The organism is Rhizobium sp. 2MFCol3.1 (assembly GCF_000377565.1).
Classification (GTDB): domain Bacteria; phylum Pseudomonadota; class Alphaproteobacteria; order Rhizobiales; family Rhizobiaceae; genus Rhizobium.
On sequence record NZ_KB898361.1, the window covers coordinates 153,487 to 180,008 of the forward strand.

The window sequence follows — 26,522 nt, forward strand, 5'->3', positions numbered from 1 at the left end:
TCAAAGCCCCAACATCATCCGCACGGTCGATTCCATGCCGCGCCCGAGAGCGCGGGTATTGTCGGCGTCGAGATGGATGCCGTCGAGCGGCGTCGTCTTGGCGACCGAATTGCCGTCGAAGAAACCGCAGCCGAGCTCATCGGCGAGGTCCCTATAGAGCGTTGCCAGCATTGCCGATTCCTCGATGCCGCCGATGAAGGAGGCTGCGAAGGGAACGTTTGCCGTCTCGCAGATCCTCGGTGGTGCGACGATCAAGATATCCGGCACGTCGAAATCGAACGGCCATGCGTGGTTGCGGATCAACCGCACCAGCCGGGCGATGCCCTGGCAGGCGGCGAAGGCCGATCCGGCCACGACATTCTTCATGTCGTTGGTGCCGAGGAGCAGAATGACGAGATCGAGCGGCGCATGCGTCTGCAGGATGGTCGGCAGGACGCGCGCGCCGTTGCGGTCGCAATCGGCCAGATGGTCGTCGAAGGCGGTTGTCCGACCGTTCAATCCTTCGGCGATAACCCGGACTTCGTTGCCGAGTGCAGCCTGAAGCGCACTCGGCCAACGATCCTTGTACTCATGACGGCCGACGGAAGCGGCGTCATAACCCCAGGTCAGGCTATCACCATAGCAAAGAACGGTCTTCGTCATTTCCGCCTCCGCCGTTTGATCAGACGAGCATGCCCATCGGGTTTTCGATGTAGCCCTTGAACGCCTGCAGCAGCTCCGCGCCCAACGCGCCATCGACGCAGCGATGGTCGGTCGACAGCGTGACGGTCATCACGGTAGCGACAGCCAGCTGGCCATTCTTGACGACGGGGCGCTGCTCGCCCGCGCCGACCGCGAGGATCGTTGCGTGCGGCGGGTTGATGACGGCGGCGAAGTGCTTGACGCCCATCATGCCCATGTTGGAGACCGACGAGGTGCCGCCCTGATATTCCTCAGGCTTCAGCTTGCGGTCCTTGGCACGCTTGCCGAGGTCGCGCATCTCGTTGGAGATGGCCGACAGGGTCTTTTCCTCGGCCTTGCGGATGATCGGGGTGATCAGGCCGCCCGGGATCGAGACAGCAACGCCGACATCGGCGTGCTTGTGCTTGACCATGTTGGCTTCGGTCCAGGAGACGTTGGCATCCGGAACGTCGCGCAGCGCAAGCGCCATGGCCTTGATGACCATATCGTTGACCGACAGCTTGTAGGCCGGCGCGCCCTCCTTGCGGGGAGCGGCGTCGTTGAGCTGGGCGCGCAGCGCCAGCAGCGCATCGAGCTCGCAATCGACGGTGACGTAGAAGTGCGGCACGGTCTGCTTGGATTCGACCAGACGCTTGGCGATGACCTTGCGCATGCCGTCATGCGGCACGAGTTCGTAGGAACCCGGCTCGAACAGCTTGAGAACGGTCTCGTCGGAAGCGCCCTTCGGTGCCGCGGCCGGAGCCGATGCGGCAGCCTGCGGAGCAGCGGTAGATGCAGCCTTAGCGCCACCGCCGGCGACGGCAGCTTCGACGTCGCTCTTGACGACGCGGCCATGCGGGCCGGAGCCTGCGACGGCCGACAGGTCGATACCGGCTTCCTTCGCCAGACGACGCGCGAGCGGCGAGGAGAAGGTCCGGTTGCCCGTGGAAGCAGCGGCAGGCGCTGCTGCTGGTGCAGGAGCGGCCGCGGGGGCTGCGGCCGGAGCCGGAGCAGCCTCGGCCTTTGCCTCGGCCTTCGGCGCTTCAGCAGCCTTCGGTGCCGGAGCAGCAGAGCCAGCGCCGCTTGCTGCGGCAGCGACATCTTCGCCATCGGCGGCCAGAACGGCGATCAAGGCATTGACCTTGACGCCTTCGGTGCCGGCGGGAACGACGAGCTTGGCGACGACACCTTCGTCGACCGCTTCGACTTCCATCGTCGCCTTGTCGGTTTCGATCTCGGCGATGACATCGCCAGACTTAACCGTATCGCCTTCCTTGACCAGCCACTTGGCGAGGTTGCCCTCTTCCATGGTCGGAGACAGGGCAGGCATCGTGATGTTGATAGGCATCGAAATACCCTTCCCTTGTTACTTGTAGCAGACGGCTTTCACGGCCTGGACGACTTCGTCGACGCTTGGCAGCGCAAGCTTTTCGAGGTTGGCGGCGTAAGGCATCGGAACGTCCTTGCCGGCGATCGTGAGAACCGGCGCATCGAGATAATCGAAAGCCTGCTGCATGACGCGGGTGGCGATTTCGGTACCAACAGAGTTCTGCGGATAGCCTTCCTCGACGGTAACGAGACGGCCGGTCTTCTTGACCGATTCGATCACGGTCGGCAGGTCCATCGGACGCAGGGTGCGCAGGTCGATCAATTCGACGTCGATGCCGATCTTTTCGAGTTCAGCGACTGCCTTGGTGGCATAGGTCATGCCGATACCGAAGGAAACGATCGTGACGTCCTTGCCCTGACGGTGGATGCGGGCCTTGCCGATCGGAAGAACGAAGTCGTCCATCTTCGGCACGTCGAAGTGCTGACCGTAGAGGATTTCGTTTTCAAGGAAGACGACAGGGTTCGGATCGCGGATAGCGGCCTTGAGCAGGCCCTTGGCGTCGGATGCCGTGTAGGGCATGACGACCTTGAGGCCCGGGATCTGGCTGTACCAGGCCGAGTAGTCCTGGCTGTGCTGGGCGCCAACGCGGGCAGCGGCACCGTTCGGGCCACGGAACACGATCGGAGCGCCCATCTGGCCGCCGGACATGTAGAGCGTCTTGGCAGCGGAGTTGATGATCTGGTCGATCGCCTGCATGGCGAAGTTGAAGGTCATGAACTCGACGATCGGCTTCAGGCCGGACATCGCAGCGCCGACGCCGACGCCGGCAAAGCCGTGTTCGGTGATCGGGGTGTCGATGACGCGGCGGGCGCCGAACTCCTGCAGCAGACCCTGGGTGACCTTGTAGGCGCCCTGGTATTCGGCCACTTCCTCGCCCATGACGAAGACGTTGTCGTCGGCGCGCATTTCCTCGGCCATGGCGTCGCGAAGCGCTTCGCGTACGGTCATGGAGACCATTTCGGTGCCGGCGGGGATTTCAGGATCGTTCGGAACCTGAGCCTTCGGCTCGGCGGGAACGGGAGCGGCAGCAGCGGCTGGCGCTTCAGCAGCCTTGGGTGCCTCAGTGGCGGCCGGTGCGGCAGCAGCAGGTGCAGCCGAGATGTCGGATGCGGATTCGCCGTCCTGCAGGAGAACAGCGATCTTGGCGTTCACCTTGACGCCTTCGGTGCCGGCGGCAACGAGCAGCTTGCCGATGACGCCTTCGTCGACGGCTTCGACTTCCATCGTCGCCTTGTCGGTTTCGATTTCGGCAATGATGTCGCCGGAGGTGACCTTGTCACCTTCCTGCTTCAGCCACTTGGACAGCGTGCCTTCTTCCATCGTCGGAGAGAGGGCGGGCATGAGAATATCGATTGGCATGGGTCTACCCTCCCCGATTACAGCAGAATGTCGGTGTAGAGCTCGGATGCATCCGGCTCCGGTGCGGCCTGGGCGAAGTCGGCGCTATCGGCGACGATGTCGCGAACGTCCTTGTCGACCGCCTTGAGATCGTCTTCGCTGGCCCAGCCCTTTTCGATAAGGCGTGCCTTGACCTGCTCGATCGGATCCTGCTCGGAGCGCATCTTCTGCACTTCTTCCTTGGAGCGATACTTGGCCGGGTCGGACATGGAGTGACCGCGATAGCGATAGGTCAGCATTTCGAGAATGATTGGGCCCTTGCCGGAACGGCAATGCTCGAGCGCCTCGTCGGCCGCAGCCTTGACGGCGCGAACGTCCATGCCGTCGACCTGGACGCCGGGGATGCCGAAGCCGGAGCCGCGCAACGAGTAGTTCGACTGTGCCGTGGCACGGGCCGTGGAGGTGCCCATGGCGTAACGGTTGTTCTCGATGATGTAGATGATCGGGAGCTTCCAGAGAGCAGCCATGTTGAAGCTCTCGTAGACCTGACCCTGGTTGGCGGCGCCGTCGCCGAAATAGGCGATCGAAACGCTGTCATTGCCGCGATAGCGGTTGGCGAAGGCGAGACCGGTGCCGAGCGACACCTGTGCACCGACGATGCCGTGACCGCCGTAGAAATGCTTCTCCTTGGAGAACATGTGCATCGAGCCGCCCTTGCCACGGGAGTAGCCGTCGATGCGGCCGGTCAACTCGGCCATGACGCCGCGTGCGGTCATGCCGGTTGCCAGCATGTGACCGTGGTCGCGGTAAGCGGTGATGACCTGGTCACCTTCCTTCTGCGCCATCTGCATGCCGACGACGACAGCTTCCTGGCCGATATAAAGGTGACAGAAACCGCCGATGAAGCCCATGCCGTAAAGCTGGCCCGCCTTCTCTTCGAAACGGCGGATAAGCAGCATTTCGCGATAGGCCTTGAGCTCTTCGTCACGATCGAAATCGGCCACCGGGCCACCATTCGATGCCTTGGCTGCAGGCTTTGCGCTTGTCTTACGGCTGGAAACGGTCGCGTTTTTTCGCGGAGCCATTCAACCCTCCCTATGGGTTTATCGGTTCTTGGGTGGTGCGCACCATAGGGAAGAAATTTCGCCACAGCAATGCCATAAATGCATGGCTCATATTCTGGCACAAGCTGTTGATAAATATCAATTTATTTGGATTAACCCGAATCCGGTTAATTTGAATAATGATTGAATATGACGATCTCGTCGGCGCGGGAGAAGTTCAGCTGCAGACGGGCCTTCTCGTCCAGCATGTCCTTGTCCATGGAACCATCACTTAGGAGCGCCACCTGCTTTTCAAGGTGTTCGCGCTTATTTTTAAGCACGGCCAGCTCTCGTTCGCGCGTGATGCGCTGGCGCTCGAACACTTCGGTCGCGCGCAGGCCGTAGTCGCCATGGATGCAATGGTAGCCGAAGTAGGAGAGAAACGCGACCGTCATCGCCGGAATGACGAAACGGCCGATCTTTTTCTTCTTATGATGCTTGGTCCACATACACGCATTCTCGAAACGCATTACCCTTGACCAGAAGACTACCGGGCAGAGATTAACCGTCCGTTGACTATGAACGCGGCGCAACAAAAAACCCGCGCCGGTTGGGGCGCGGGTTCCAAATGCTTGATTTCAGAAGACTTAGCCGCGGATGATCGAACGACCGGCGTACTGGGCCTGCGGGCCGAGGCCTTCTTCGATGCGGATCAGCTGGTTGTACTTGGCAAGACGATCCGAACGCGACAGCGAGCCGGTCTTGATCTGACCGCAGTTGGTCGCAACAGCGAGATCGGCGATCGTGCTGTCTTCGGTTTCGCCCGAACGGTGCGACATGACGGCGGTGTAGGCTGCCTTGTGCGCGGTGTTGACGGCGTCGAGCGTTTCCGTCAGCGAACCGATCTGGTTGACCTTGACGAGGATCGAGTTGGCGACGCCCATCTTGATACCGTCGCGCAGGCGAGCCGAGTTGGTGACGAAGAGATCGTCGCCGACCAGCTGAACCTTCTTGCCGGCCAGATCCGTCAAAGCCTTCCAGCCATCCCAATCGTCTTCAGCCATGCCGTCTTCGATCGAGATGATCGGGTACTGGGCAGCGAGCTGCGCCAGGTATTCAGCCATTGCGCCCGGCTCCAGCGTGCGGCCTTCGCCTTCGAGAACGTACTTGCCGTCCTTGAAGAATTCGGTCGAGGCGCAGTCGAGGCCGAGATGGATGTCTTCGCCAGGCTTGTAGCCGGCTTTCTCGATCGACTTCATGATGAAATCGAGGGCTTCAGGAGCGCTCTTCAGGCCCGGTGCGAAACCGCCTTCATCGCCGACGTTGGTGTTGTGGCCCTGGGCTGCCAGTTCCTTGCGGAGCGTGTGGAAGACTTCCGAGCCCATGCGAACAGCTTCGCGGATGGAATCAGCGCCAACCGGCAGGATCATGAATTCCTGGAAGTCGATCGGGTTGTCGGCATGCGCGCCGCCGTTGATGATGTTCATCATCGGAACCGGCAGCAGGTGAGCGGAAGCGCCACCAACGTAGCGATAGAGCGGCAGACCGGCAGCTTCAGCGGCAGCCTTGGCAACGGCGAGCGAAACGCCGAGGATGGCGTTGGCGCCGAGACGCGACTTGTTCGGCGTACCGTCCAGTTCGATCATGATGTTGTCGATCTGGATCTGGTTTTCAGCGTCGATGCCGCCGATGGCGTCGAAGATTTCCGTGTTGGCGGCTTCGACGGCCTTTTCGACACCCTTGCCGAGATAACGCTTGCCACCATCGCGGAGTTCGACGGCTTCGTGCGCGCCGGTCGACGCGCCCGACGGAACGGCGGCGCGGCCCATGCTGCCATCTTCGAGATAGACATCGACTTCGACAGTGGGGTTACCACGGCTGTCGAGAATCTCGCGGGCGATAATGTCGGTAATAGCGGTCATCGGCTCTTCTCTGCTTGAGGGTGGATAAATCGTTTGAAATTCGTCTTTAATCGAAGATGCGCAAATTACAATGGCAGTTTAAGGCCGTTTTGCGCATGCTTCGCCGCTTTATTCCTCGTGGCCTAATACACGAACGTGTCAGTCTTTTGAACGTCAGCCCTTGGCGATGGCGTCAAACGCCAGAAGCTTCTCAAGCAGGCGCGGCATGTCCTTGAGATAGACCATGTTCGGGCCATCCGAGGGCGCGTTGTCGGGATCTTCGTGCGTCTCGACGAACACACCGGCGACACCGACTGCAACGGCGGCACGCGCCAGCGTTTCCACGAATTCGCGCTGGCCGCCACTCGAGCCGCCCTGCCCGCCCGGCTGCTGCACCGAATGCGTCGCGTCGAAGACAACAGGCGCACCCATGGCTTCCATGATCGGCAGCGAGCGCATGTCGGAGACCAGCGTGTTATAGCCGAAGGAGGCGCCGCGTTCGCACAGCATGATATTAGGGTTGCCGCTTGCATTCAGCTTGGCGAGCACGTTCTTCATGTCCCAGGGCGCCAGGAACTGGCCCTTCTTGACGTTGATGGCGCGGCCGGTCTTGGCGGCGGCGACCAGCAGGTCCGTCTGCCGGCTAAGGAAGGCCGGAATCTGGAGAACATCGACGACAGTTGCGACTTCGGCGCACTGCTCCTCGGTGTGGATGTCGGTGAGAACGGGGAAACCGTATTCCTTCTTGAGATCGGCGAACACTTCGAGCGCCGTTTCCAGCCCGATGCCGCGCTGCGCAGACAGCGACGTGCGGTTGGCCTTGTCGAAGGAGGACTTGTAGACAAGGCCGATGCCGAGCTTGTCACAGAGCTCCTTCAGCGTGCCGGCGATCATGAAGGCGTGGTCGCGGCTTTCCATCTGGCAGGGGCCGGCGATCAGCGACAGCTTGCCGGTGTTGGAAAACACCACACGGCCGGTGCCTTCGCCGACGGCCACTTCGGAATTGGTTTCAGTCATCGTTTCTCCTCGAAGGCGAAGAGCGCGCCCTGGCCGGGTGCGGCCTTCACCAGAATTCGATTGTTCTTGCGTGTATAGGTGATCCCGTTAGCAGCCAAATGCGCCTCTGTCACGGCGAGATCGGCAACGGAAAAGACAATCGCCGCGCCGCGAAGGCCGCGATCGGCCTTTGGCTCGGAGAGATCGTAGTAGGCGTTCAAGCCATCCGGCGACAGGATATTGATACGGGCGTTGCCGGCATCCAGGCTGACACCGAATGCCTCCTCGCGGGTCGCCTGCGCATCAGACGCCAGCTGCAACAGCGGCGCGAACGCCTTCGGATCGGACGACGAGAGCACGATCGACAGGATGCCCAAAACGCCATTCGCATGGGTTTCCAATGCCTTGCGGTCGCTGGGCAGCGGATTGACGCGCTGGCAGGCGAAGAGGAAGAAGTCGGGCGCGCGCAGATCGGCTGCGAAAGCCAGGCGGAACGCCGCGGTTGCTTGCGAACCATCCGGCATCTTCATCTGCCGGGCGAACTGCAGCATCTCGCCGCCGCTCATGCCATCGGCGAGGAAGCGGGCGTGATCGCCGTCGGCATCCGGCGTGCCGAAGACGATAGCCGACAGGCCGTCGTCGCCGCAGCGGAAGCGAAAGGCGCGGTCGCGGGCGGTGAAGACGTTGCCGTCGCCGATGGCCGCCTCATAGGTCTCCAGGCTGGTGATACCGAGCGGCTCCAGATAGGTTTTGTCGGCGAAGAAGACGCAGGCATTCTCGGTGCCGAATGGGTGCCGCGCGTCGGCGGCGACGGTAAAACCGAGCTTGCCCAGGCGCTCGCGCGCCATCTCGATGTTGACGACCGGCAGCACCACGTGGTCCAGGGGATGGGGATCACTCATCGGCAAATCCTCCCGAAATCGGCAGAGATGTGCGCTGGCTTTCGCCACAATGCAAGAGGCGAGCGCGGTTAAATCGAATGAAGTGCAAAATCGCGACGATTCCGAGCCAAGTTTTACGAAAATTTAGGCACTTGCGGAACACATATGGAACATATAGTGTCCGTTCTGGCTTTGTTTCACGACTCTGGGGTTCATTTCGATGCTGACACGCAAGCAACAAGAACTGCTTCTGTTCATTCATGAGCGGATGAAAGAGTCGGGCGTTCCGCCATCCTTCGACGAAATGAAGGACGCACTCGATCTCGCATCAAAATCCGGCATTCACCGGCTGATCACCGCTCTGGAAGAGCGCGGCTTCATTCGCCGGCTGCCGAACCGGGCGCGTGCGCTCGAAGTCATCAAGCTGCCGGAAGCCTATAATCCGAGCCTGCAGCCGCGACGCGGCTTCTCGCCGAGCGTCATCGAGGGCAGTCTCGGAAAGCCGCAGCCGGTGGCCGCGGCCCCTGCCCCCAAGGCCGCGCCGAGCGCCGACAACGGCAATTCGGCCTCCGTTCCCGTCATGGGCCGCATCGCTGCCGGTGTGCCAATCTCGGCGATCCAGAACAACACCCACGACATCACCGTCCCCGCCGACATGCTCGGCTCCGGCGAGCACTACGCGCTCGAGGTCAAGGGCGACTCGATGATCGAAGCCGGCATTTTCGACGGCGACACGGTCATCATCCGCAACGGCAACACCGCCAACCCCGGCGATATCGTCGTGGCGCTTGTCGATGACGAAGAGGCAACGCTGAAGCGCTTCCGCCGCAAGGGCGCCTCGATCGCGCTGGAAGCCGCGAACCCGGCTTATGAAACACGCATTTTCGGGCCTGACCGCGTCAAGGTTCAGGGCAAGCTCGTCGGGCTCATTCGCCGGTATCACTGAGTGGCGGCATCACTAGTTGGTGACGGGTCGTCGCTGAAGCTGTCGTTGCGCCAGTCATAGGCGCGATGGCGCATCCACGGGCGACCGAGACTTTCATAGGCGGTTTTGACGACGGGTGCCCCCTGCTCGTCTATGCGGATTTCGACCGCTCCCGATCGCCTGAGGGTTTCGCCGGTCAATAGCATCGCGCCGGAGCGGCATGTCGCCTGGCGCAGACGGACGGGCGTGATGACGATATCGGCCACGTCGCAGGCGGGACCGAGATAGGCGGCGTTTTCGAGCGTGGCGATGACGTAGCCGCTGTCGAGCGCTGTCATACACCAGGCCGTCTTGAGGCACTGGAAGCCGCTGTCGCTTGTCGAAGCCGCGGCGTCGCGCATCATGGCGCGGGCTTCGCGTTGTTGTTTCGGTGTCAACCTCGGCCTTGGCTCACCCCTCTTGGGAATGGGCAGGGCCTCGCCCTTTAGCATATCAGGCGGCTTGTGGTCTTCGATGGCGAGCGCGCGTTGCCATTGCCCGAAGATGAAGTCGGGCGGGCGTTCGCGGTTGCTGGCGAGACTGTCGCTCTTGACTGATGCCACGAGGGTTCCGTCCTCGGAGACGACGAGTTCGGGCACAGGTGCTGCCGGGAGCAGGATAACGACGAGCGTTGCAAGCGCGGCACCGGCAGCGCCGATCCATCGCAGGCGTGTGCGCATCAGACCCCAGACGAGGAAGCCGAGGACGGCTAGCGCAAAATACCACTCCGGTATCCGCCCGATATCGACACTGCCGCCCCAGCCGGAAACCATCTTGGCGATATCGATCACCAGATCCAGCCCAAAGCCAGCGACGGTCCACGGCGCCGCATCGAGGCCAAAGGGCGTCACCAACATCGCGAGCATTCCGAAAGGCATGACGATGAAGGAGATGACGGGCATGGCGAGAAGGTTGGCGGGAAGGCCGTAGCCGCTCAGCCTGTGAAAATGCTCGATCGAGAACAGCGCCGTCGAGAAACCGCCGATCATCGAAGTCAGCGCGATGCCGCCGAAGAAGCGAAGCGCGGCCATGACCGGCTCTATCGCGGGGTGCGTGAGGAAGACGCTTTCGCGGTGCCGTCTCTTGGTCCAGACGGCAAAGCCCGCGACCAGGGCGAGCGTCGCGGCGTATGACATCTGGAAGCTCGGCCCGAGCACCTCGGATGGCGACATCAGCATGATCAGCAGCGCCGAGAGCGCAATGTTGCGCAGGCTGATCGAGGGGCGATCGAACAGAACCGCGACCAGCATGATCGCCATCATGATGAAGGCGCGCTCGGCGGAGACGGCGAAGCCGGAGATCATGTAATAGGCGGTCAGCGCCAGAAGCGCGCTGCCGGCGGCAAGCTTCTTGGTCGGATAGGCCTGCGCGAAGCCGGGGAAGAGGCCGAAGAACAGCCGCAGCCCGACAAAGCAGATGCCGGCCGACAGCGCCATGTTGAGGCCCGAGATCGCGACGATATGCGCAAGGCCGGATTGGCGCAGCGCGTCGGTCGTCTCGTTGGAGATGGCTCGTCTCTCGTCGGTGACCAGCGAGGCGGCGAAGGCGCCGGTATCGCCTGGCAAGATGCTGCGGATGCGGTCGCCGATGCTGCTGCGCAGACCGTAGAGCCACCCCACAGCGCGGTCGGCCACCGAGAGGTCAACGATACCCGCCTGCGAGGGAATGGACTGCGGAATGCCGTAGAAGAAGCCGTTGGCGCCGATGCCGTCGAAATAGGCCGAAAAGGCGAAATCGTTGAGTTCCGGGAGCGCAGGGCCGGCCGGCGGCGTCAGGCGCACGCGACCGGTCAGCCATCCGCCCGCCGAGATCGGCTCGCCGGCGCGCGCAACCAGCGACACCTGGCTTGGCGGCCGCTTGAGCGCAGGCTCGTCCGTGCGCGTTATCCTGACAATATAACGCCAGCGGCCGTTATCGTCGCCCTCGCGGCGCTCAACGCGACCGGTGACCGTCGTCGTCACAGGGGTGTCGAGGACGACGGTATCGGCGCGCCAGGTCTCAAGTTGCGCCGCGAACATGCCGAGGATGACAAGCAGGCCTGCGACAGCGACGCGACGGGTGGCAACGCGCGTGGCACCTGCCAGGATGAAGACGAAACCAAAGAGGACAGCCCAGGCAAGAAGCTGCATGGGCGGGACATCGACGGAAAGCTTGAACCAAGCGACCGCACCGGCCCCGAGAAAGACGGGTGATGCCAGGAAGAAGCGACCGTGGTCGAACTCCGTGCTGAACGCTTGCCGCGCGGCCGCCACTTGCCGCTCGATTCGACGGCCTGCGCGACTCAACATACCGGACGTCGACTGCGTCAATGGCGCACGCGTCATTATGGCACGGGCATTTTGTCCTTCCTCGGCCGGCAAATTGGCAATTTGCGCCGCTTCGGGTGGCATCAAAACGACGTGACTGGCATTCAACTCCGGCATGCAACGACACCCGAAAGCCACCCTGACCTGCAATCAAAATGAAGCCTGCGGAACCGAAACGCAACTATAATCGTTTGAATTCAAACCAGAAATAAAACCATCAAAAATGTCAGGTTTATCATTGACTTCCGCTATGCGGAGACGACATCGCAGCAGTGCTTAAAAGTTGATACTGCGATGCACAAAATGGCATCACGGTAACTTGGCATTAGGCGCGCGATCATATAGCTATCGCAGACGACGCTTAACCCTATGGCGCTTTTAAGGCGCCAACCGCCAGTTTGGAGGATCAGAATGACGGATCAAAGCGCAACACTGAAACTCGGTGAGAAAACAGTCGACCTGCCGGTCAAGAGCGGCACGATCGGCCCTGATGTCATCGATATCGGCGCCCTCTACAAGAACACGGCTTCCTTCACGTACGATCCTGGTTTCACCTCGACCGCATCCTGTGAATCAAAAATCACCTATATCGACGGCGACGAGGGCGTTCTGCTGCATCGCGGTTATCCGATCGAGCAGCTGGCCGAACAGGGCGACTTCCTCGAAGTCTGCTACCTGCTGCTCTACGGCGAACTGCCGACGGCCGCGCAGAAGAAAGACTTCGACTACCGCGTGACGCACCACACCATGGTGCACGAGCAGATGAGCCGATTCTTCACCGGCTTCCGTCGCGACGCGCACCCGATGGCCGTCATGTGCGGCTGCGTCGGCGCCCTGTCGGCCTTCTACCACGACAGCACCGACATCACCGATCCGCACCAGCGCATGGTCGCTTCGCTGCGCATGATCGCGAAGATGCCGACGATCGCCGCGATGGCCTACAAGTACCATATCGGCCAGCCCTTCGTTTACCCGAAGAACGACCTCGACTACGCATCGAACTTCCTGCGCATGTGCTTTGCCGTTCCTTGCGAGGAATATGTGGTCAATCCGGTGCTTGCCCGCGCCATGGACCGCATCTTCATCCTGCATGCCGACCACGAGCAGAACGCTTCGACCTCGACCGTTCGTCTCGCCGGCTCCTCGGGTGCAAACCCGTTCGCCTGCATCGCGGCCGGCATTGCCTGCCTCTGGGGCCCGGCTCACGGCGGCGCCAACGAAGCAGCCCTCAACATGCTGCAGGAAATCGGCACGGTTGACCGTATCCCTGAGTACATCGCCCGCGCCAAGGACAAGAACGATCCGTTCCGCCTGATGGGCTTTGGCCACCGCGTCTACAAGAACTATGACCCGCGCGCCAAGATCATGCAGAAGACGACGCATGAAGTGCTCGGCGAGCTCGGCATCAAGGACGATCCGCTGCTCGACGTCGCCATGGAGCTCGAGCGCATCGCGCTGACCGATCCTTACTTCATCGAGAAGAAGCTCTATCCGAACATCGACTTCTATTCGGGTATCACGCTCAAGGCTCTCGGCTTCCCCACGACCATGTTCACCGTGCTGTTCGCGCTCGCGCGCACCGTCGGCTGGATCGCGCAGTGGAACGAAATGATCGAAGATCCGCAGCAGCGTATCGGCCGTCCGCGCCAGCTCTACATCGGCGAAGCGCAGCGCGACTACGTTCCGGTTTCCAAGCGTTAATCTCGACGCATCGAAGCTTAAAAAGAAACCCGGTCAGTTCTGACCGGGTTTTTTGTTTTTCAGCACATCAAGCACGATTTCCGCGGCATGAACGCCGGGTGGCTTCTCTGTCCGCATCCGCTCCCAGACGAGATCGTATCCCTCCATCATCGAGCGGCGCGGCAAGGTGTCGGATGAGAGCTTCTCGGCCCAGCGCGTGAAACTCGCGCCGCGCACGACCTCATTGATATATTCGGGCACAACCGCGTAATCCGCGACAAGGTTCGGGATCGCCGCCGTCCAGATCTTGATCTTGCCGGTCATCAGCTTGATGATCCAGTCGGTCTTGTAGGCCGAAACGGTGGGCACGCCCGCAAGCCCCAGCTCCAGGATGACAGTGCCGGATGCGGCCATGGCGGCGTCGGCCTCGGCGAAGGCTTTCCACTTGTCGTCCTTGCCTGTCACCACGTCGGGCTTAACCGGCCAGTCCTTGATGATTTCTCGCACCATGGCCTCGCGGCGCGGCGCAGTCGGCAGCACAAAGCGCATGCCATCGTTGCGGGCGGAGAGCTCGGCCACCGCGTCGCCGAAATAGGGCAAGAGCTTCGTGATCTCGGATCCGCGCGAGCCCGGCAAAAGCATGATCGTCTTCGGCTCATGCGCCGGACGCGGCTTGCTTGCTGCCCTCGCCTTGCGGGTCGCGAGAACATCGACATCAGCGGTCAGGCGATGGCCGACATAGCTTGTCGGCGGCCCGCCCAGCTTGCGCATCACCTCGGGCTCGAAGGGCAGCACGGCGAGCACATGGTCGATATAGGGCAGCATGCGCTGCGCGCGGTATTCCTTCCACGCCCAGACGCTTGGACAGACGTAATTGACGACAGGCAGGTCGGGCAGCGCCGTGCGCACGCGTTTGGCGACGCGGTGGGTGAAATCGGGGCTGTCGACGATGACGAGCACGTCGGGCTTGGCGGCGATCACGGCGGCGGCGGTCTGGCGGATACGCTTGACCAGCGTCGGCAGCTTAGCGAGAACCTGGGTGATGCCCATGATCGACAGCTCGGAGAAATCGAACAGCGACGTTAGTCCTTGCGCCTGCAGCCCCTCGCCGCCGACGCCTATGAGCTCGACTGGCCCCGCATATTGCTGCTTCAGCGCGGCGATCAGATCGGCCGCCAGAAGATCACCGGAGACTTCGCCCGCGATGATCGCGACCTTCAATGCACGCACGCTCATTCAAGCCCCCAGGATGGCAATCCACGATCCAGACCGCAGACGAAGATACCGGCTTCCTTTGCCGCCGATATGACTGCCGGGCGATCCAGGATCAGCGCGCGCCCGGCCTCGATCGCAACACCCGCCAGGCCGGCCTTGCTGGCATTCTCGATGGTCGAGATGCCGATCGATGGCAGGTCGGCGCGCAGGTCCTGCTGCGGCTTGCAGAGCTTGACGAGGACGCCACGACGGCGCGCCGAGATGCGGCCGGCGGCGCGCAGATCGGCCACGCGCTGCAACATGCTGTCGGTGCCCTCGACACCCTCGAGCGCCACGATGCGGCCGCCAACCGAGACGGCGCCCTGCCCGACATCCAGCCGGCCGAGCGCGTCGGCTGCGGCACCCGCCTTGGCGATATCCTTGACATCCTCAGCCGATGGCGCAATCGCGCCGAGCGGGCCGACTGCGGCCAGAAGATCCGGTGCAATCTCCTGCACGCCGATGACGCGGCGACCGTTCTTCTCGATCAGCCCGATCACCATGCGCAGCACGGTGTCATCGCCACCAGACAGCAGCGTTCGAATGGTCGAGGGAATGCTTGCGAGCGTCTTCAGCGTCGGGCGAACCTCGCGCCATTCCGGCCGCCGGCGTACTGCGCCGGACATGACGACGCGATCGATGCGATGGCTATCCAGCATGCCGTCGATGGCGGCGAAATCGCCGACGCCGACGATGGCGTGCTCGAAGCCTTCCCATGAGCGGTCGGTCTCGTTCTTCAGCGCGATGATCAAAGGGTCTTCGCCGGCGCTCTTGGCGGCTTCGGCGACGTAGGACGGCAGAAAGCCACTGCCGGCGATGATCGCCAGGCGGCCTTTTGCCGTGTCACTTGCTGGAGACAAGGTTTATCCCTTCTGTCCCCGCGTCGGAGAAGAGAGCGCGCGATCGCTTTCAGCAGCGATGAAGTCGAGGATCTGGACGACCTGCTCGCAATCGGCGAATTCCTCGCGGATGGCGGCGGCGTTGTCACGCAGATTGCCTTCGGTCTCGAAGATCGCCTTGTAGGCACGGCGCACGATATGGATCGTCGCGCGGTCGATGCCTGCACGCGTCATCCCGACGACGTTGAGGCCGCCGAGAAGACCGGGATTGCCGTTCAGCATGCCATACGGAATGACGTCGTAGCTGACAGCCGACAGACCGCCGACGAAGGCGTGGCGGCCAACGCGGGTGAACTGGTGCACGGCGCAACCGCCGCCGAGGATCACGCGATCCTCGATGACCACGTGGCCCGCAAGCATCACGTTGTTCGACATAATGACGTGGTTGCCGACGCGGCAATCATGGGCGATGTGCGAATTGGCGAGAAACAGGTTGTTGTTGCCGACGATGGTCTTACCGCCGAAATCGGCGGTGCCGGTGTTGATCGTCACACCTTCGCGCATCGTGCAGTTGTCGCCAACCGTCAGCGTCGTCTCTTCGCCACCGTGATGGACGCTCTGCGGATCACCGCCGATAACGGCCATCGGGAAAATGCGGCATCCCTTGCCGAGCGTGGTGATGCCGCTGACGATCGAATGCGCGAGCATTTCGGTGTTGTCGCCGAGCACGACCCGGGGGCCGACATGGCAGAACGGACCGATCTTGACATTCTCGCCGATCACGGCGCCGTCTTCGACGACCGCCATCGGGTGAATGCTGGCGCTGGCTGCGATCGTGCTCATGCCTGATCCTTGCGCACGATCATCGCGCCGATATCGGCTTCGGCGACCAGCGCTCCATCGACCTTCGCATCACAGTGGAACTTCCAGATGTTGCCACGCTGCTTCTGCTTGACGACATGGTACTCCACCCGGTCGCCAGGAACCACCGGCTTGCGGAAGCGAGCGTTATCGATGGTCATGAAGTAGACCAGATTGCCGCTTTCGCCTTCCTTCTTCGCACAGATCGCACCGGCCGTCTGGGCCATGCCTTCGACCAGCAAGACGCCAGGCATGATCGGCTGCTCCGGGAAGTGTCCCGTGAAGTGCGGCTCGTTGGCGGTTACGTTCTTGATGCCAATCGCGGAGTCATCGCCGTCGATGTCGATGATCTTGTCGACCAGCAGGAACGGATAGCGATGCGGCAGCAACTTCATGATTTCGAGGATGTCCGCCGAGGACAGCGACTTCTTGACTTCTTCAGCCATTCTTTTCTCCCGTTTTCTTGGGCCCCGTCGTCCGCATCATGACTGCCGCGACTTCGCGCAAGAAATCATGTGCAGGCCGTGCAGGTATGCCGCCGTAGCGCTCGCCTGCCGGGATATCGGACACTACGCCGCTCATCGCAGCGACCTGGGCACCGTCGTGAATTGTAATATGGCCCCGAATACCGGAATGGCCACCGATCTGCACGCCATCGCCGATAATGGCGCTTCCGGCAATGCCGACTTGCGAAACGATGGCGCAATGGCGACCGATGCGCACATTGTGGCCAATCTGAACGAGGTTGTCGATCTTCGTCCCCTCGCCGATGACGGTGTCATCCATCGTGCCGCGATCGATCGTCGTGTTGGCACCAACTTCGACGTCGTCCTGCAGGATGACCCGGCCGATCTGAACGATCTTGATCATGCCGCGCGGGCCCGGCGCATAGCCGAAGCCATCCTGGCCGATACGAGCGCCGTTGTGGATGATGACGCGATTGCCCACCAGCGAGCACAGGATGCTGGCACCGCTGGCGATCGTGCAGTCGCGGCCAATCTTGACGCCCGGTCCGATGATGGCGCCGGCGCCAATGCGCGTGCCCTCACCGATCTCGGCATGAGCGCCGATCACGGCAAACGGCTCGATCTCGACATTCGCTTCCAGTCTCGCCGTCGGATCGATGGACGCACGGTCGGAGACATCAGCGCTCACGGACCGCAAACGCTGAGGCGTCAAGGCGCTCGGATAGAGCAGCCCACCGGCCATTGCGAACGCGGCATGGGCGTTTTTCGACACGAGAACAGGCACATGCGCCGGCACGATCGACTGCAATGCCGAACTCACCAGCACAGCGGACGCCTCGCAGGTGACGAGTTCGTCCTTGCTCTTCTTGGAAATGACGTAACAGAGATCGCCCGCTTTCGCCCGGCTTACGGGCGAAACGGAACGGATCACGATATCGGCATGTTTGGGGTCGGCAAGTTCCGCCCCAAGAAATTGCGCTAGCTCCGAGAGCTTCACACCGTCATGGGGCGGAAAGAAATAGGTTTGCTCCATCGGCAAATCTCCAGAACGGAATTCGATTTTACGGTTCCGGACTGCCGATATCAGAATTGGTTGTTGATGCCAAACTTGAAGTGCTGAACCTTGTCGTAGTCTTCCTTCAGGACCGGGATCGCGTAGTCGACGCGCAGAGCGCCGAACGGCGAGTTCCAGACGATGCCGACACCGACGGAAGCGCGCAGCGAAGCATCTTCGCCGTTCACGAACTCGGAACCGCTGACGTTGACCTTGTTGCCAAAGAGCGTACCAGCGTCCGCGAAGACCGCGCCGCGCAGACCGAAGTCACGCGGGAAAGCCGGAAGCGGGAACGATGCTTCAGCCGAAACGGTGAAGTAGGTCGTGCCGCCGAGCGGATCATCCGGACCGCCGCCAACGCGTGGGCCGATACCCTTGTTCTCGAATCCGCGGATGTCGCCGTTCGTCAGCGTGAACTGATCGAAGACATGCAGATCCTTGCCGAAGCCGACGACGTAACCGGCAGAACCGGCAACCGAGCCGATGATGTCGGCATCGTCAGCAAGCGTGTGGTAATAACGCGCCTTGCCGTAGATCTTGTAGAACTGCGAGTCACCACCGAGGCCGGCGATTTCGTGCGTCAGGCTGGCGTAGATACCTTCACGCGGCAGAACCATGTCGTCGAGCGTGTTGTAGGTCAGTGTCTGCGACACAGACGACTTTACCCACGGGCTGTTGTTGACGAGGTCCTGGTAAGGCGTGGACAGATCGGAGAGCGATCCAGACGGATCGTACTTCATCTGCTTGTAGTTATAGCGGAACGTCGTCGCCAGATCTTCGGTGATCGGCGCGGTGGCGCGCAGAACGACGTTGTTTTCTTCGTAGTCGTAGTTGTCGTTGCTCGACGTCTCGCTGTGGTTGATGTCGAAGCCGACAGCCAGACGATAGCCGAGGAAGTAAGGCTCGGTGAAGTTCAGGCCGTAGGTACGCGAACCTTCCTGACCACCACCGGCAGACACCTTGATGTACTGGCCGCGTCCGAGGAAGTTCTTCTCTTCGATCGAGGCTTCGAGCAGCAGGCCGTCGCCGCCGGCAGCGTAACCCGCGCCGATACCAAACGAACCGGTTGCCTGGTCCTGAACATCGACAACAACGACAACGCGGTCTGGCGAGCTGCCAGGCTGGGTCGAGATGTTGACGGTCGAGAAGTAGCCGAGAGCCTCAAGGCGACGCTTGGCTCTGGTGATCATCTGCTGATTGAAGGCGTCGCCTTCACTCATGTCGAACTCGCGACGGATGACGTAGTCACGCGTACGGCTGTTGCCGCGGATTTCGATACGCTCGACGTAGGCCTTTTCGCCCTGGTCGACGAGGTACTCGACGCCGATGGTGTTGTTGTTGAGGTCGCGGTTGCCACGGGGTGTGACACGAGCGAACGGATAGCCGGCCGAAGCCACCTGATCCGAAATCGCTTCCATCGACTTCTGAACTTCCTTGGCGTTGTAGACCTGGCCTTCATGGGTGCGAACGAGACCCTGAAGCTGCGCGCCGTCGACACCCTGAACGGTGGACTGAACGGAGATTGCGCCGAAGTCATAGCGCGGGCCTTCTTCGATGTTGAAGGTCAGCGTGTACTTGTTGGTCGCCTCGTCGAACGCAGCGTCCGAGGACACGATGCGGAAGTCGGCGTAACCACGGTTGTAATAGAACTGGCGGAGCGCTTCTTCGTCTGCGTGCAGCTTGTCAGCGCTGTAGACGTCCTTGCGGGTCAGGAAGGACAGGAAGTTGCTTCGCTTGGTGGCAATGACCGATGCGAGACGGCCAGAGCTGTAGGCGTTGTTGCCGACGAAGTTGATCGAGTCGATCTTCGTGCGGTCGCCTTCATTGATGACGAATGCGAGGTTGACGCGGCCCTGGCCGAGCGGAACGACCTGCGTCGTCACTTCGACTTCGCTACGACCGGTCGCTGCATAAGCGTCCTTGATCGACTGGATGTCAGCCTGGATCTGGGTCTCGTTGTAAGCGCCAGACGACTGCGTCTTGACGACCGCCGCGAGCTTGTCGTCCTTGATCTTGCGGTTGCCGTTGAACACGACCTGGTTGATCAGCTGAGCTTCCTCAACGGTCACAACCAGCGTGCTGCCGGAAACGGAAATCTTGACGTCGGAGAAGTAGCCCGTGTCGTAGAGCTGCTTTACGGAGTCGTCGATGTCGGTGTTGGAGAAGCTCCGGCCGGGCTGGATCGTGAGGTTGGACCGCACAGCTTCGGCGCCGACGCGGTTTGCACCACGGACGTCAACACGCTGAATGACTGCAGCCTCGGCAGCAGAAGCCGAGATGAACACTGTCGCACCCGCTCCCGACGCAACGATACCTGCAGACAGCGCAACCGCCGATACTGCGTTCAAAAATCTTGAACCAGCCTTCATTTCACCCATTACCTTTTTTCTCGTCCCCATCACCAGGCGTCCCCCGATTCCGGTCACGTGTGTCGTTTTACCCGCTTTTGATATACAAGCAAGGGAGCTAGTTAATTTCTGTTTACTTCATTTCAAAGCGTGACGCTTTCGCCACTACAGCTTTGAAACATCGTAAATAAATCGTAATTTTCCCTCGTCCCGCAATCAGCCGATCAGAGCACTAATATCGTTCCACGTGGCAAAAACCATCAGGCTCAGAACCATGGCCAGTCCGATGCGAAACGCAATCTCCTGGGCCGACGATCCCAACGGCTTTCCCCTCACAGCTTCAATCGCATAGAACATCAGATGCCCGCCATCAAGTACCGGAACCGGCATCAGGTTGAGTAATCCGATCGAAACCGACAATACGGCGGCCAGCTGAAGCAAAGCTGCAACGCCCAGCGTCGCCATCTGGCCGGATGCCTGCGCGACACGGATCGGGCCACCGAGCTGGTCTGGCTTCATGTAACCGGACACCAGATTGCCAATATATTTGAAGGTACCGGTGACAATGTGCCAGGTCTGCAGCGTTCCCTCATGCAGCGCTTCAAGCGGCGTGTAGGTCTGCTGGCGGAAATGTCCGACGTCCTGGTTGGTGACAATGCCGATCAGGCCGATCTCGATCTTGTTCCCGAACTGGTCGGTCATATCGGTGCGCGCGGGCACCATCGGCACGTCGATCTTCTCGCCGTTGCGTTCGATCGTCACGACGATCTTCTGCATCGGGCGGATGCTGACGTAGCGCCGCACGTCGTCGAAGGTCTGCACCTTGGAGCCGTCGATCGCGATCAACAGGTCGCCCGGCACGACGCCGGCCTCGGCGGCAACGCTGCCCGGCTTGACTTCAGCTACGACGGGATCGGCGACCGAGCGGCCGTAGATCGAAAACAGGACGGTGAAGATGGCGATTGCCAGGATGAAGTTGGCGATCGGGCCGGCGGCGACCGTTGCCGCGCGCTTCCAGAGCTTCGCACCGGCGAATGACCGCGCCCGCTCCTCGTCCGACATCTGCGCGAGCTTGTCCTCATCCGGCTTGCTCGACGCATCCTCGTCGCCGAAGAAGCGGACATAGCCGCCAAGCGGGATCAGCGAGAGCTTCCAGCGCGTTCCATGCTTGTCGGTGAAGCCCAGGAGTTCGGGACCAAACCCGACCGAAAACGCCAGAATGCGGATGCCGCTCCAGCGACCGACGAGGTAGTGCCCCATCTCGTGCACGAACACCAAGAGAGAAAGCACGAGCACGAAAGGAACGATATATCCCGTCAGAAACCCAAAAATTTCGGTCAAGCCTGCCATAAAATCCTTCCGTCAGCCTCTATCGACATTATCCGCCGAACAAGGCTGCGCCCAGCGACGCCATTTCTCCGCCCTTTATCAGCGAAAAAAGCCCGGCAAGCAAGAACGCCGCAAAACAGGCGAAAATGAGCCCGTCAACCCGGTCCATGACCCCGCCATGCCCCGGAATGAGACGGCTGGAATCCTTGACGCCGAAACGGCGCTTGATGAAGGATTCGAAGAGGTCGCCAGACTGGCTGCAGACGGACAGCACCAGCGCCACGAAGGACGCCAATGCGATGCCATCGGGAAATGCCGCGTAGGCCACCAGCACACCGGCAATGACCGCGCAGACGGCGCCACCGATCGCACCCGACCATGTCTTGCCGGGAGAGATCCTTGGCGCGAGCTTCGGCCCACCAATGGCGCGGCCGATGAAGTAGGCCAGAATGTCGGTTGCCCAGACGACGGCGAAGACGAAGAGCATCGCGTGCAGGCCGGCTGCATCGCTGCCGCGAATATTCGCGAGCGCGATCCCGGTCAGCCCGGCATAGACGATACCCGCCGGGAACCAGCGCGATACGCCGCGCGTGACGACAAAGCCGACAGCGATGGCAAAGAACAACAAGAGAAGGATCAGCGAGTAGCCGACAGTGCCGGATACGACAGCAACGGCGATCGCCGCCTGCCCGATCCAGCCGATCGCATTGGCAACCGGCTGCTCACTGGCAAGGCGGGTGATCGTCGACCACTCATAATAGATCAAAAGCCCGATCAGGGCCGACAGCAGGCTGAAAGCGAGCCCGCCATACCACGTCGCGGCAAGCACGATGACGGCGAGGATGGTGCCCGAGATGATACGAAGCTGCAGTTCGCGGTGCATCAGGTTCCCACCGCCGCCGCGGTTTCGGCGACCAGCCCGCCAAAGCGGCGGTTGCGGGAAGCGAAGGTCTCAAGCGCGGCGTAAAGCGTCTCGCGGCTGAAATCCGGCCAGTAATCGGGAATGAAGATGAATTCCGAATAGGCTGCCTGCCAGAGCAAGAAGTTCGACAGGCGCTCTTCGCCGCTGGTGCGGATGATGAGGTCGGGATCCGGAATGCCTGCCGTATCCAGCCGGGCATTGATGAGCGCCGGCGTGATATCCTGCGAGCGCAGCCGCCCCTGCTCGACATCGCGTGCAAGGCTTGCCATGGCGCGGGCAATCTCATCGCGCGAGCCATAGTTGAAGGCGATGATCAGCGTGAGCGCCGTGTTGGCTTTGGTGGTCTCTTCGGCGTCGATCAAGAGGTCGAGAATGTCGTTCTGCAGGCTGTGGCGATCGCCGATGATCTTCACGCGCACGTTCTGCTTGTGCAGTTCGGCGAGGTCGCGGCGGATGAATGCCTTCAGCAGGCCCAAAAGGTCCGACACCTCGGTTTCCGGACGGCGCCAGTTCTCCGACGAGAAGGCGAAAAGGGTGAGATACTTGACCCCGATGTCGCCCGCTGCGCGCACGGTCTCACGCACGGCGTCAACGCCCTTGCGATGCCCCATGGTGCGCGGCAACCCCCGCTGCTTTGCCCATCGACCGTTGCCATCCATGATGATGGCAACGTGTTCTGGCACAGTCACAAATGTTCTTTCCAACATTTCCCGTCCGGTTTTTACAGTCCAAGGCGCAGGCGCTTTGCGCCTTAGACCTGCATGATTTCCTTTTCCTTCTCGCCAAGCAAGCGGTCGACCTCAGAAATCGTGTCGTCTGTCATCTTCTGCACACGATCCGACTGCGAGCGGCTCAGGTCCTGCCCTATGACACCGTCCTTTTCGGCTTTCTTAAGGCCGTCCATGCCGTCACGACGAACATGGCGAATCGCAACCTTGCTTTTCTCGGCATAGTCGTGTGCGACCTTGACGAGCGACTTGCGGCGCTCTTCGTTGAGTTCGGGCAGCGGAATGCGCAGATTCTGGCCGTCGACGATCGGGTTTAGGCCGAGATTGGCTTCGCGGATCGCACGATCCACTGCGCCAACCATCGACTTGTCCCAGACCGAAATGCCGAGCATGCGCGGCTCCGGCACGGTCACGTTCGCGACCTGGTTGAGCGGCACGCGCGAACCGTAGGCTTCGACCGTGACCGGGTCGAGAATGTTCGCTGATGCGCGACCGGTGCGCAGCGATGCGATATCGCTCTTGAACGCGTTGATCGCGCCATCCATGCGGCGCTTGATATCGTTGATGTCGATGCCTTCACTCATAGCAGTGCTCCCGTCTCGGTAGAAGCTGCGGCGCGCTTTGGGCGCCGCCACTCTGTCAGTTGTCGGTGACGATGGTCTTCAGACCGCCGCCCCGGAGGATTTCAGCAAAACCGCCCTTCTCGTGGATCGAGAAGACGATGATCGGAATGGAATTTTCGCGTGCCAGCGCGACCGCTGCAACGTCCATGACGGCGAGGCCCTTGTCGAGCACTTCCTTGTGCGTCAGCTGGTCGAAGCGCGTGGCATCGGGCACCTTCTTCGGATCGGCCGAATAGATGCCGTCGACCTGGGTACCCTTGAAGATCGCCTCAGCGCCCATTTCGGCGGCGCGAAGGGCAGCGGCCGAGTCCGTCGTGAAGAACGGGTTGCCGGTACCACCGGCGAAGATCACCACACGGCCCAGCGAAAGATGATAGAGCGTGGCGCGCTGCGAGAAGCTTTCGCAGATCTCCGGCATGGCGATCGCCGACAGCACCACCGTGTCGATGTTGAGCTTGCGCAGCGAGGTCGCCAGCGCCAGCGCGTTGATGACGGTCGCGAGCATGCCCATGTGGTCGCCCGTGACGCGGTCACCGCCCTTGGAAGCGACGGCCACGCCGCGGAAGATGTTGCCGCCGCCGACGACGACGCCGACTTCCACACCCATCTGCCGCGCTTCGGCTATGTCGGCCGCAATGCGGTCGGCCACCGCTACATCGATTCCAAATCCCTGGCTGCCCATGAGGGCTTCGCCGGAAGCCTTGAGTAGAACACGTTTGTAGACAGGCTCTGACGACATCTTGGCTCCTCGTATATTACCGCTGAGTGCCGGATACACGAAGGGCACCGCGTTGTCACGCGATGCCCTTCTGTTTTCACATATATAGGACGATCAGCTCTTGGCGACAGCAGCCACTTCAGCAGCGAAATCGCTCTCTTCCTTCTCGACGCCTTCGCCGAGCAGGAGGCGCGCCATGCCGACGACTTCGATCTTGGCGCCAGCTTCCTTGGCAGCGGCTTCAACAGCAGCACCGACCGTCAGGTCGGGGTTGATGACAAAAGCCTGCGAGAGAAGAGCGACTTCTTCGAAGAACTTGCGCATGCGGCCGTCGACCATCTTTTCGATGATGGCTTCCGGCTTGCCGGATTCGCGAGCCTGCTCGATGAAGACGTTGCGTTCGCGTTCTGCAACGGTAGCGTCGACTTCTTCAGCGCGGATCGCGAGCGGGTTGGTCGCAGCGATGTGCATGGCGACCTGGCGGCCGATCGAGGTCAGGACAGCCTTGTCGCCTTCCGACTTCAGGGCAACCAGAACGCCGAGCTTGCCGATGCCGTCGCCGGCAGCGTTGTGGATGTAGGTCGCAACAACGCCATGCTCGACTTCGAGCTTGGCAGAGCGACGCAGCGTCATGTTTTCGCCGATGGTGGCGATCGCGTCCTTGATGGTGTCGGCGACCGGCTTGCCGGATGCCGGGTAGGTCGCAGCCGAGATGGCTTCAACCGAACCGTCGGTCGTCAGGGCAACGTTGGCGATGCCACGAACCAGATCCTGGAAGGCGTCGTTACGGGCAACGAAGTCGGTTTCCGAGTTAAGCTCGACGACAACAGCCTTGTGGCCGGCGCCGGCGATGGCAACGAGGCCTTCAGCAGCAGCGCGACCAGCCTTCTTGTCGGCCTTCGAGATGCCCTTTGCGCGGAGCCAGTCGATCGATGCTTCGATGTCGCCGTTGTTTTCCACCAGCGCCTTCTTGCAGTCCATCATGCCTGCGCCGGACTTCTCGCGCAGTTCCTTCACCAGTGCAGCCGTAATCTCGGTCATAAGCTTCCTCTTGTCGGTTCAAACGGTGGCCCGCGAAAGGCGGTGCGGCACCGGATTGAGGCACGAAATGTACCTGTATGTATGACAGCGTGATGAATGACGCGTCATAACGAAACTCAAATGGCGGGAGACTTTTTCCCCTCGCCTGAAATGGTCAAGGCCGCCCAACTTCATGAAAGTCGCGAGCGGCCTTTTCCCAATCTCTGGAAAGCACGGCGGACCATTTGATCCGCCTGCTTCTTTTATCAGGCTTCGGCTTCGCCTTCGAGCGTCGGCTCAACCGGAGCTTCGATCGATGCACCGAGGTCACGGCCCGACGAGCTCTGCTGACGAGCGATACCGTCGATGGCAGCGCGCGAGATCAGGTCGCAGTAGAGAGCGATGGCGCGCGAAGCGTCGTCGTTGCCGGGGATCGGATAGTCGATCAGGTCCGGGTCGCAGTTCGAGTCGATGATTGCGACAACCGGGATGCCGAGGCGCTTGGCTTCGTCGATCGCGATCTTTTCCTTGTTGGTGTCGATGATGAACATCAGGTCCGGCGTGCCGCCCATGTCCTTGATACCACCGAGAGCCTTGTCGAGCTTTTCGCGCTCGCGCTCGAGGTTCAGGCGCTCTTTCTTGTTGTAGCCGGACTGTTCCGAAGACAGGATCTCGTCGAGCTTGCGCAGACGCTGGATCGAGTTCGAAATCGTCTTCCAGTTGGTCATCATGCCGCCGAGCCAACGCGAGTTGACGTAATACTGAGCGGAACGCTTGGCCGAGTCAGCGATGAGCTCGGAAGCCTGGCGCTTGGTGCCGACGAACAGAACGCGGCCGCCACGGGCTACGGTGTCGGAAACAGCCTGCAGAGCGCGCGACAGAAGCGGAACCGTCTGTGCGAGGTCGATGATGTGGATGTTGTTACGATCGCCGAAAATGTACGGCTTCATCTTCGGGTTCCAGCGGTGAGTCTGGTGACCAAAGTGGACGCCTGCTTCAAGCAGCTGGCGCATAGAAAAATCGGGCAATGCCATGCCTAGTTATCCTTTTCCGGTTGAACCTCCGCAAGGCGAACAGCACTCTCTTTGAGAATGCCACCGGGCGGAACCATCCGGATTTCTCCCGGACAATCCCATGCCTTACGTGTGGAATGCGGGGGCCATACCCTCCCCGCCCCGGAAAATCAAGCCTTATCGGTAA

Annotated in this window: 24 protein-coding genes; 2 read left to right on the plus strand and 22 right to left on the minus strand. The window is 61.3% G+C overall.

The window, feature by feature from the left end; all coding sequences use genetic code 11:
* The 8 genes from D460_RS0118080 to D460_RS0118115 all read right to left on the minus strand — a co-directional run bounded on the left by D460_RS0118080 (position 1) and on the right by D460_RS0118115 (position 8,230).
* Positions 1–642 (minus strand): SGNH/GDSL hydrolase family protein, encoded by a 642-nt coding sequence (locus D460_RS0118080; RefSeq protein WP_018899987.1) that lies wholly within the window; start codon positions 640–642, stop codon positions 1–3.
* Positions 643–661: 19 nt separating this feature from the next.
* The gene (locus D460_RS0118085; protein ID WP_018899988.1) at positions 662–2,008 is read right to left on the minus strand and encodes a pyruvate dehydrogenase complex dihydrolipoamide acetyltransferase; all 1,347 of its coding nucleotides are present in this window, start codon (positions 2,006–2,008) and stop codon (positions 662–664) included.
* An 18-nt stretch (positions 2,009–2,026) separates the two neighbouring features.
* Entirely contained in the window at positions 2,027–3,409 is a 1,383-nt protein-coding gene (locus tag D460_RS0118090; protein ID WP_018899989.1) for a pyruvate dehydrogenase complex E1 component subunit beta, read from the minus strand.
* A 17-nt stretch (positions 3,410–3,426) separates the two neighbouring features.
* A complete protein-coding gene (gene pdhA, locus D460_RS0118095; protein ID WP_018899990.1) occupies positions 3,427–4,473 on the minus strand; it encodes a pyruvate dehydrogenase (acetyl-transferring) E1 component subunit alpha in 1,047 nt (348 codons plus the stop codon).
* Positions 4,474–4,619: 146 nt separating this feature from the next.
* The gene (locus D460_RS0118100) at positions 4,620–4,940 is read right to left on the minus strand and encodes a septum formation initiator family protein (RefSeq protein ID WP_018899991.1); all 321 of its coding nucleotides are present in this window, start codon (positions 4,938–4,940) and stop codon (positions 4,620–4,622) included.
* Between the two features lie 138 nt (positions 4,941–5,078).
* Entirely contained in the window at positions 5,079–6,353 is a 1,275-nt protein-coding gene (gene eno / locus D460_RS0118105) for a phosphopyruvate hydratase (protein WP_018899992.1), read from the minus strand.
* Positions 6,354–6,506: 153 nt separating this feature from the next.
* Entirely contained in the window at positions 6,507–7,349 is an 843-nt protein-coding gene (kdsA, locus tag D460_RS0118110; protein WP_018899993.1) for a 3-deoxy-8-phosphooctulonate synthase, read from the minus strand.
* Positions 7,346–8,230: a VOC family protein gene (locus tag D460_RS0118115; RefSeq protein ID WP_018899994.1), complete on the minus strand. Its 885-nt coding sequence runs from the start codon at positions 8,228–8,230 to the stop codon at positions 7,346–7,348. The genes kdsA and D460_RS0118115 overlap by 4 nt, the downstream gene beginning before the upstream one ends.
* A 199-nt stretch (positions 8,231–8,429) precedes the next feature.
* Between D460_RS0118115 and lexA the strand changes: the two genes are divergently transcribed.
* A complete protein-coding gene (gene lexA / locus D460_RS0118120; protein ID WP_018899995.1) occupies positions 8,430–9,155 on the plus strand; it encodes a transcriptional repressor LexA in 726 nt (241 codons plus the stop codon).
* Here the strand turns inward: lexA and D460_RS0118125 are convergent.
* A complete protein-coding gene (locus D460_RS0118125) occupies positions 9,149–11,461 on the minus strand; it encodes a ComEC/Rec2 family competence protein (RefSeq protein WP_245267765.1) in 2,313 nt (770 codons plus the stop codon). The genes lexA and D460_RS0118125 overlap by 7 nt on opposite strands.
* Before the next feature lie 429 nt (positions 11,462–11,890).
* On the opposite strand from D460_RS0118125, the gene gltA reads away from it, so the two are divergent.
* On the plus strand, positions 11,891–13,180 hold the full coding sequence (gene gltA / locus D460_RS0118130; RefSeq protein WP_018899997.1) for a citrate synthase: 1,290 nt from the start codon (positions 11,891–11,893) through the stop codon (positions 13,178–13,180).
* A gap of 33 nt (positions 13,181–13,213) precedes the next feature.
* Here the strand turns inward: gltA and lpxB are convergent, their stop codons facing one another.
* The 13 genes from lpxB to rpsB all read right to left on the minus strand — a co-directional run bounded on the left by lpxB (position 13,214) and on the right by rpsB (position 26,356).
* Complete coding sequence (gene lpxB / locus D460_RS0118135) at positions 13,214–14,395, minus strand: lipid-A-disaccharide synthase (protein WP_018899998.1); 1,182 nt, start codon at positions 14,393–14,395, stop codon at positions 13,214–13,216.
* A complete protein-coding gene (locus D460_RS0118140; RefSeq protein WP_018899999.1) occupies positions 14,392–15,273 on the minus strand; it encodes an LpxI family protein in 882 nt (293 codons plus the stop codon). Before D460_RS0118140 ends, lpxB begins: the two co-directional genes overlap by 4 nt.
* Before the next feature lie 3 nt (positions 15,274–15,276).
* Complete coding sequence (gene lpxA, locus D460_RS0118145) at positions 15,277–16,095, minus strand: acyl-ACP--UDP-N-acetylglucosamine O-acyltransferase (protein WP_018900000.1); 819 nt, start codon at positions 16,093–16,095, stop codon at positions 15,277–15,279.
* Positions 16,092–16,559 (minus strand): 3-hydroxyacyl-ACP dehydratase FabZ, encoded by a 468-nt coding sequence (gene fabZ, locus D460_RS0118150; RefSeq protein ID WP_018900001.1) that lies wholly within the window; start codon positions 16,557–16,559, stop codon positions 16,092–16,094. Before fabZ ends, lpxA begins: the two co-directional genes overlap by 4 nt.
* On the minus strand, positions 16,552–17,613 hold the full coding sequence (lpxD, locus tag D460_RS0118155; RefSeq protein ID WP_018900002.1) for a UDP-3-O-(3-hydroxymyristoyl)glucosamine N-acyltransferase: 1,062 nt from the start codon (positions 17,611–17,613) through the stop codon (positions 16,552–16,554). The genes fabZ and lpxD overlap by 8 nt, the downstream gene beginning before the upstream one ends.
* Before the next feature lie 50 nt (positions 17,614–17,663).
* Positions 17,664–20,003, minus strand: a complete 2,340-nt coding sequence (bamA, locus tag D460_RS0118160) for an outer membrane protein assembly factor BamA (protein ID WP_026283283.1) — start codon at positions 20,001–20,003, stop codon at positions 17,664–17,666.
* Positions 20,004–20,198: 195 nt separating this feature from the next.
* On the minus strand, positions 20,199–21,332 hold the full coding sequence (rseP, locus tag D460_RS0118165; protein ID WP_018900004.1) for an RIP metalloprotease RseP: 1,134 nt from the start codon (positions 21,330–21,332) through the stop codon (positions 20,199–20,201).
* 28 nt (positions 21,333–21,360) lie between these two features.
* Positions 21,361–22,194, minus strand: a complete 834-nt coding sequence (locus D460_RS0118170; RefSeq protein ID WP_018900005.1) for a phosphatidate cytidylyltransferase — start codon at positions 22,192–22,194, stop codon at positions 21,361–21,363.
* Positions 22,194–22,940, minus strand: a complete 747-nt coding sequence (locus D460_RS0118175) for an isoprenyl transferase (RefSeq protein ID WP_026283284.1) — start codon at positions 22,938–22,940, stop codon at positions 22,194–22,196. Before D460_RS0118175 ends, D460_RS0118170 begins: the two co-directional genes overlap by 1 nt.
* 44 nt (positions 22,941–22,984) lie before the next feature.
* Positions 22,985–23,545 carry a ribosome recycling factor gene (frr, locus tag D460_RS0118180; RefSeq protein ID WP_018900007.1) on the minus strand — a complete coding sequence of 187 codons (561 nt, stop codon included), beginning with the start codon at positions 23,543–23,545 and terminating at the stop codon, positions 22,985–22,987.
* A gap of 55 nt (positions 23,546–23,600) precedes the next feature.
* The gene (pyrH, locus tag D460_RS0118185; RefSeq protein ID WP_018900008.1) at positions 23,601–24,323 is read right to left on the minus strand and encodes a UMP kinase; all 723 of its coding nucleotides are present in this window, start codon (positions 24,321–24,323) and stop codon (positions 23,601–23,603) included.
* A gap of 93 nt (positions 24,324–24,416) precedes the next feature.
* Complete coding sequence (gene tsf, locus D460_RS0118190) at positions 24,417–25,343, minus strand: translation elongation factor Ts (RefSeq protein WP_018900009.1); 927 nt, start codon at positions 25,341–25,343, stop codon at positions 24,417–24,419.
* Positions 25,344–25,588: 245 nt separating this feature from the next.
* Complete coding sequence (rpsB, locus tag D460_RS0118195; RefSeq protein WP_018900010.1) at positions 25,589–26,356, minus strand: 30S ribosomal protein S2; 768 nt, start codon at positions 26,354–26,356, stop codon at positions 25,589–25,591.
* Positions 26,357–26,522: the final 166 nt, after the last annotated feature.

Bases quoted from the DNA above. Each gene is read 5' to 3' on its own strand.
- D460_RS0118080 (WP_018899987.1), bottom strand. From the start codon at position 642: ATGACGAAGACCGTTCTTTGCTATGGTGATAGCCTGACCTGGGGTTAT.
- bamA (WP_026283283.1), bottom strand. From the start codon at position 20,003: ATGAAGGCTGGTTCAAGATTTTTGAACGCAGTATCGGCGGTTGCGCTG.
- gltA (WP_018899997.1), top strand. From the start codon at position 11,891: ATGACGGATCAAAGCGCAACACTGAAACTCGGTGAGAAAACAGTCGAC.
- D460_RS0118115 (WP_018899994.1), bottom strand. From the start codon at position 8,230: ATGAGTGATCCCCATCCCCTGGACCACGTGGTGCTGCCGGTCGTCAAC.
- lpxD (WP_018900002.1), bottom strand. From the start codon at position 17,613: ATGGAGCAAACCTATTTCTTTCCGCCCCATGACGGTGTGAAGCTCTCG.
- eno (WP_018899992.1), bottom strand. From the start codon at position 6,353: ATGACCGCTATTACCGACATTATCGCCCGCGAGATTCTCGACAGCCGT.
- D460_RS0118085 (WP_018899988.1), bottom strand. From the start codon at position 2,008: ATGCCTATCAACATCACGATGCCTGCCCTGTCTCCGACCATGGAAGAG.
- rpsB (WP_018900010.1), bottom strand. From the start codon at position 26,356: ATGGCATTGCCCGATTTTTCTATGCGCCAGCTGCTTGAAGCAGGCGTC.
- lpxB (WP_018899998.1), bottom strand. From the start codon at position 14,395: ATGAGCGTGCGTGCATTGAAGGTCGCGATCATCGCGGGCGAAGTCTCC.
- rseP (WP_018900004.1), bottom strand. From the start codon at position 21,332: ATGGCAGGCTTGACCGAAATTTTTGGGTTTCTGACGGGATATATCGTT.
- lpxA (WP_018900000.1), bottom strand. From the start codon at position 16,095: ATGAGCACGATCGCAGCCAGCGCCAGCATTCACCCGATGGCGGTCGTC.
- D460_RS0118170 (WP_018900005.1), bottom strand. From the start codon at position 22,194: ATGCACCGCGAACTGCAGCTTCGTATCATCTCGGGCACCATCCTCGCC.
- lexA (WP_018899995.1), top strand. From the start codon at position 8,430: ATGCTGACACGCAAGCAACAAGAACTGCTTCTGTTCATTCATGAGCGG.
- D460_RS0118125 (WP_245267765.1), bottom strand. From the start codon at position 11,461: ATGTTGAGTCGCGCAGGCCGTCGAATCGAGCGGCAAGTGGCGGCCGCG.
- D460_RS0118175 (WP_026283284.1), bottom strand. From the start codon at position 22,940: ATGTTGGAAAGAACATTTGTGACTGTGCCAGAACACGTTGCCATCATC.
- D460_RS0118100 (WP_018899991.1), bottom strand. From the start codon at position 4,940: ATGTGGACCAAGCATCATAAGAAGAAAAAGATCGGCCGTTTCGTCATT.
- D460_RS0118090 (WP_018899989.1), bottom strand. From the start codon at position 3,409: ATGCCAATCGATATTCTCATGCCCGCCCTCTCTCCGACGATGGAAGAA.
- kdsA (WP_018899993.1), bottom strand. From the start codon at position 7,349: ATGACTGAAACCAATTCCGAAGTGGCCGTCGGCGAAGGCACCGGCCGT.
- fabZ (WP_018900001.1), bottom strand. From the start codon at position 16,559: ATGGCTGAAGAAGTCAAGAAGTCGCTGTCCTCGGCGGACATCCTCGAA.
- frr (WP_018900007.1), bottom strand. From the start codon at position 23,545: ATGAGTGAAGGCATCGACATCAACGATATCAAGCGCCGCATGGATGGC.
- pdhA (WP_018899990.1), bottom strand. From the start codon at position 4,473: ATGGCTCCGCGAAAAAACGCGACCGTTTCCAGCCGTAAGACAAGCGCA.
- pyrH (WP_018900008.1), bottom strand. From the start codon at position 24,323: ATGTCGTCAGAGCCTGTCTACAAACGTGTTCTACTCAAGGCTTCCGGC.
- tsf (WP_018900009.1), bottom strand. From the start codon at position 25,343: ATGACCGAGATTACGGCTGCACTGGTGAAGGAACTGCGCGAGAAGTCC.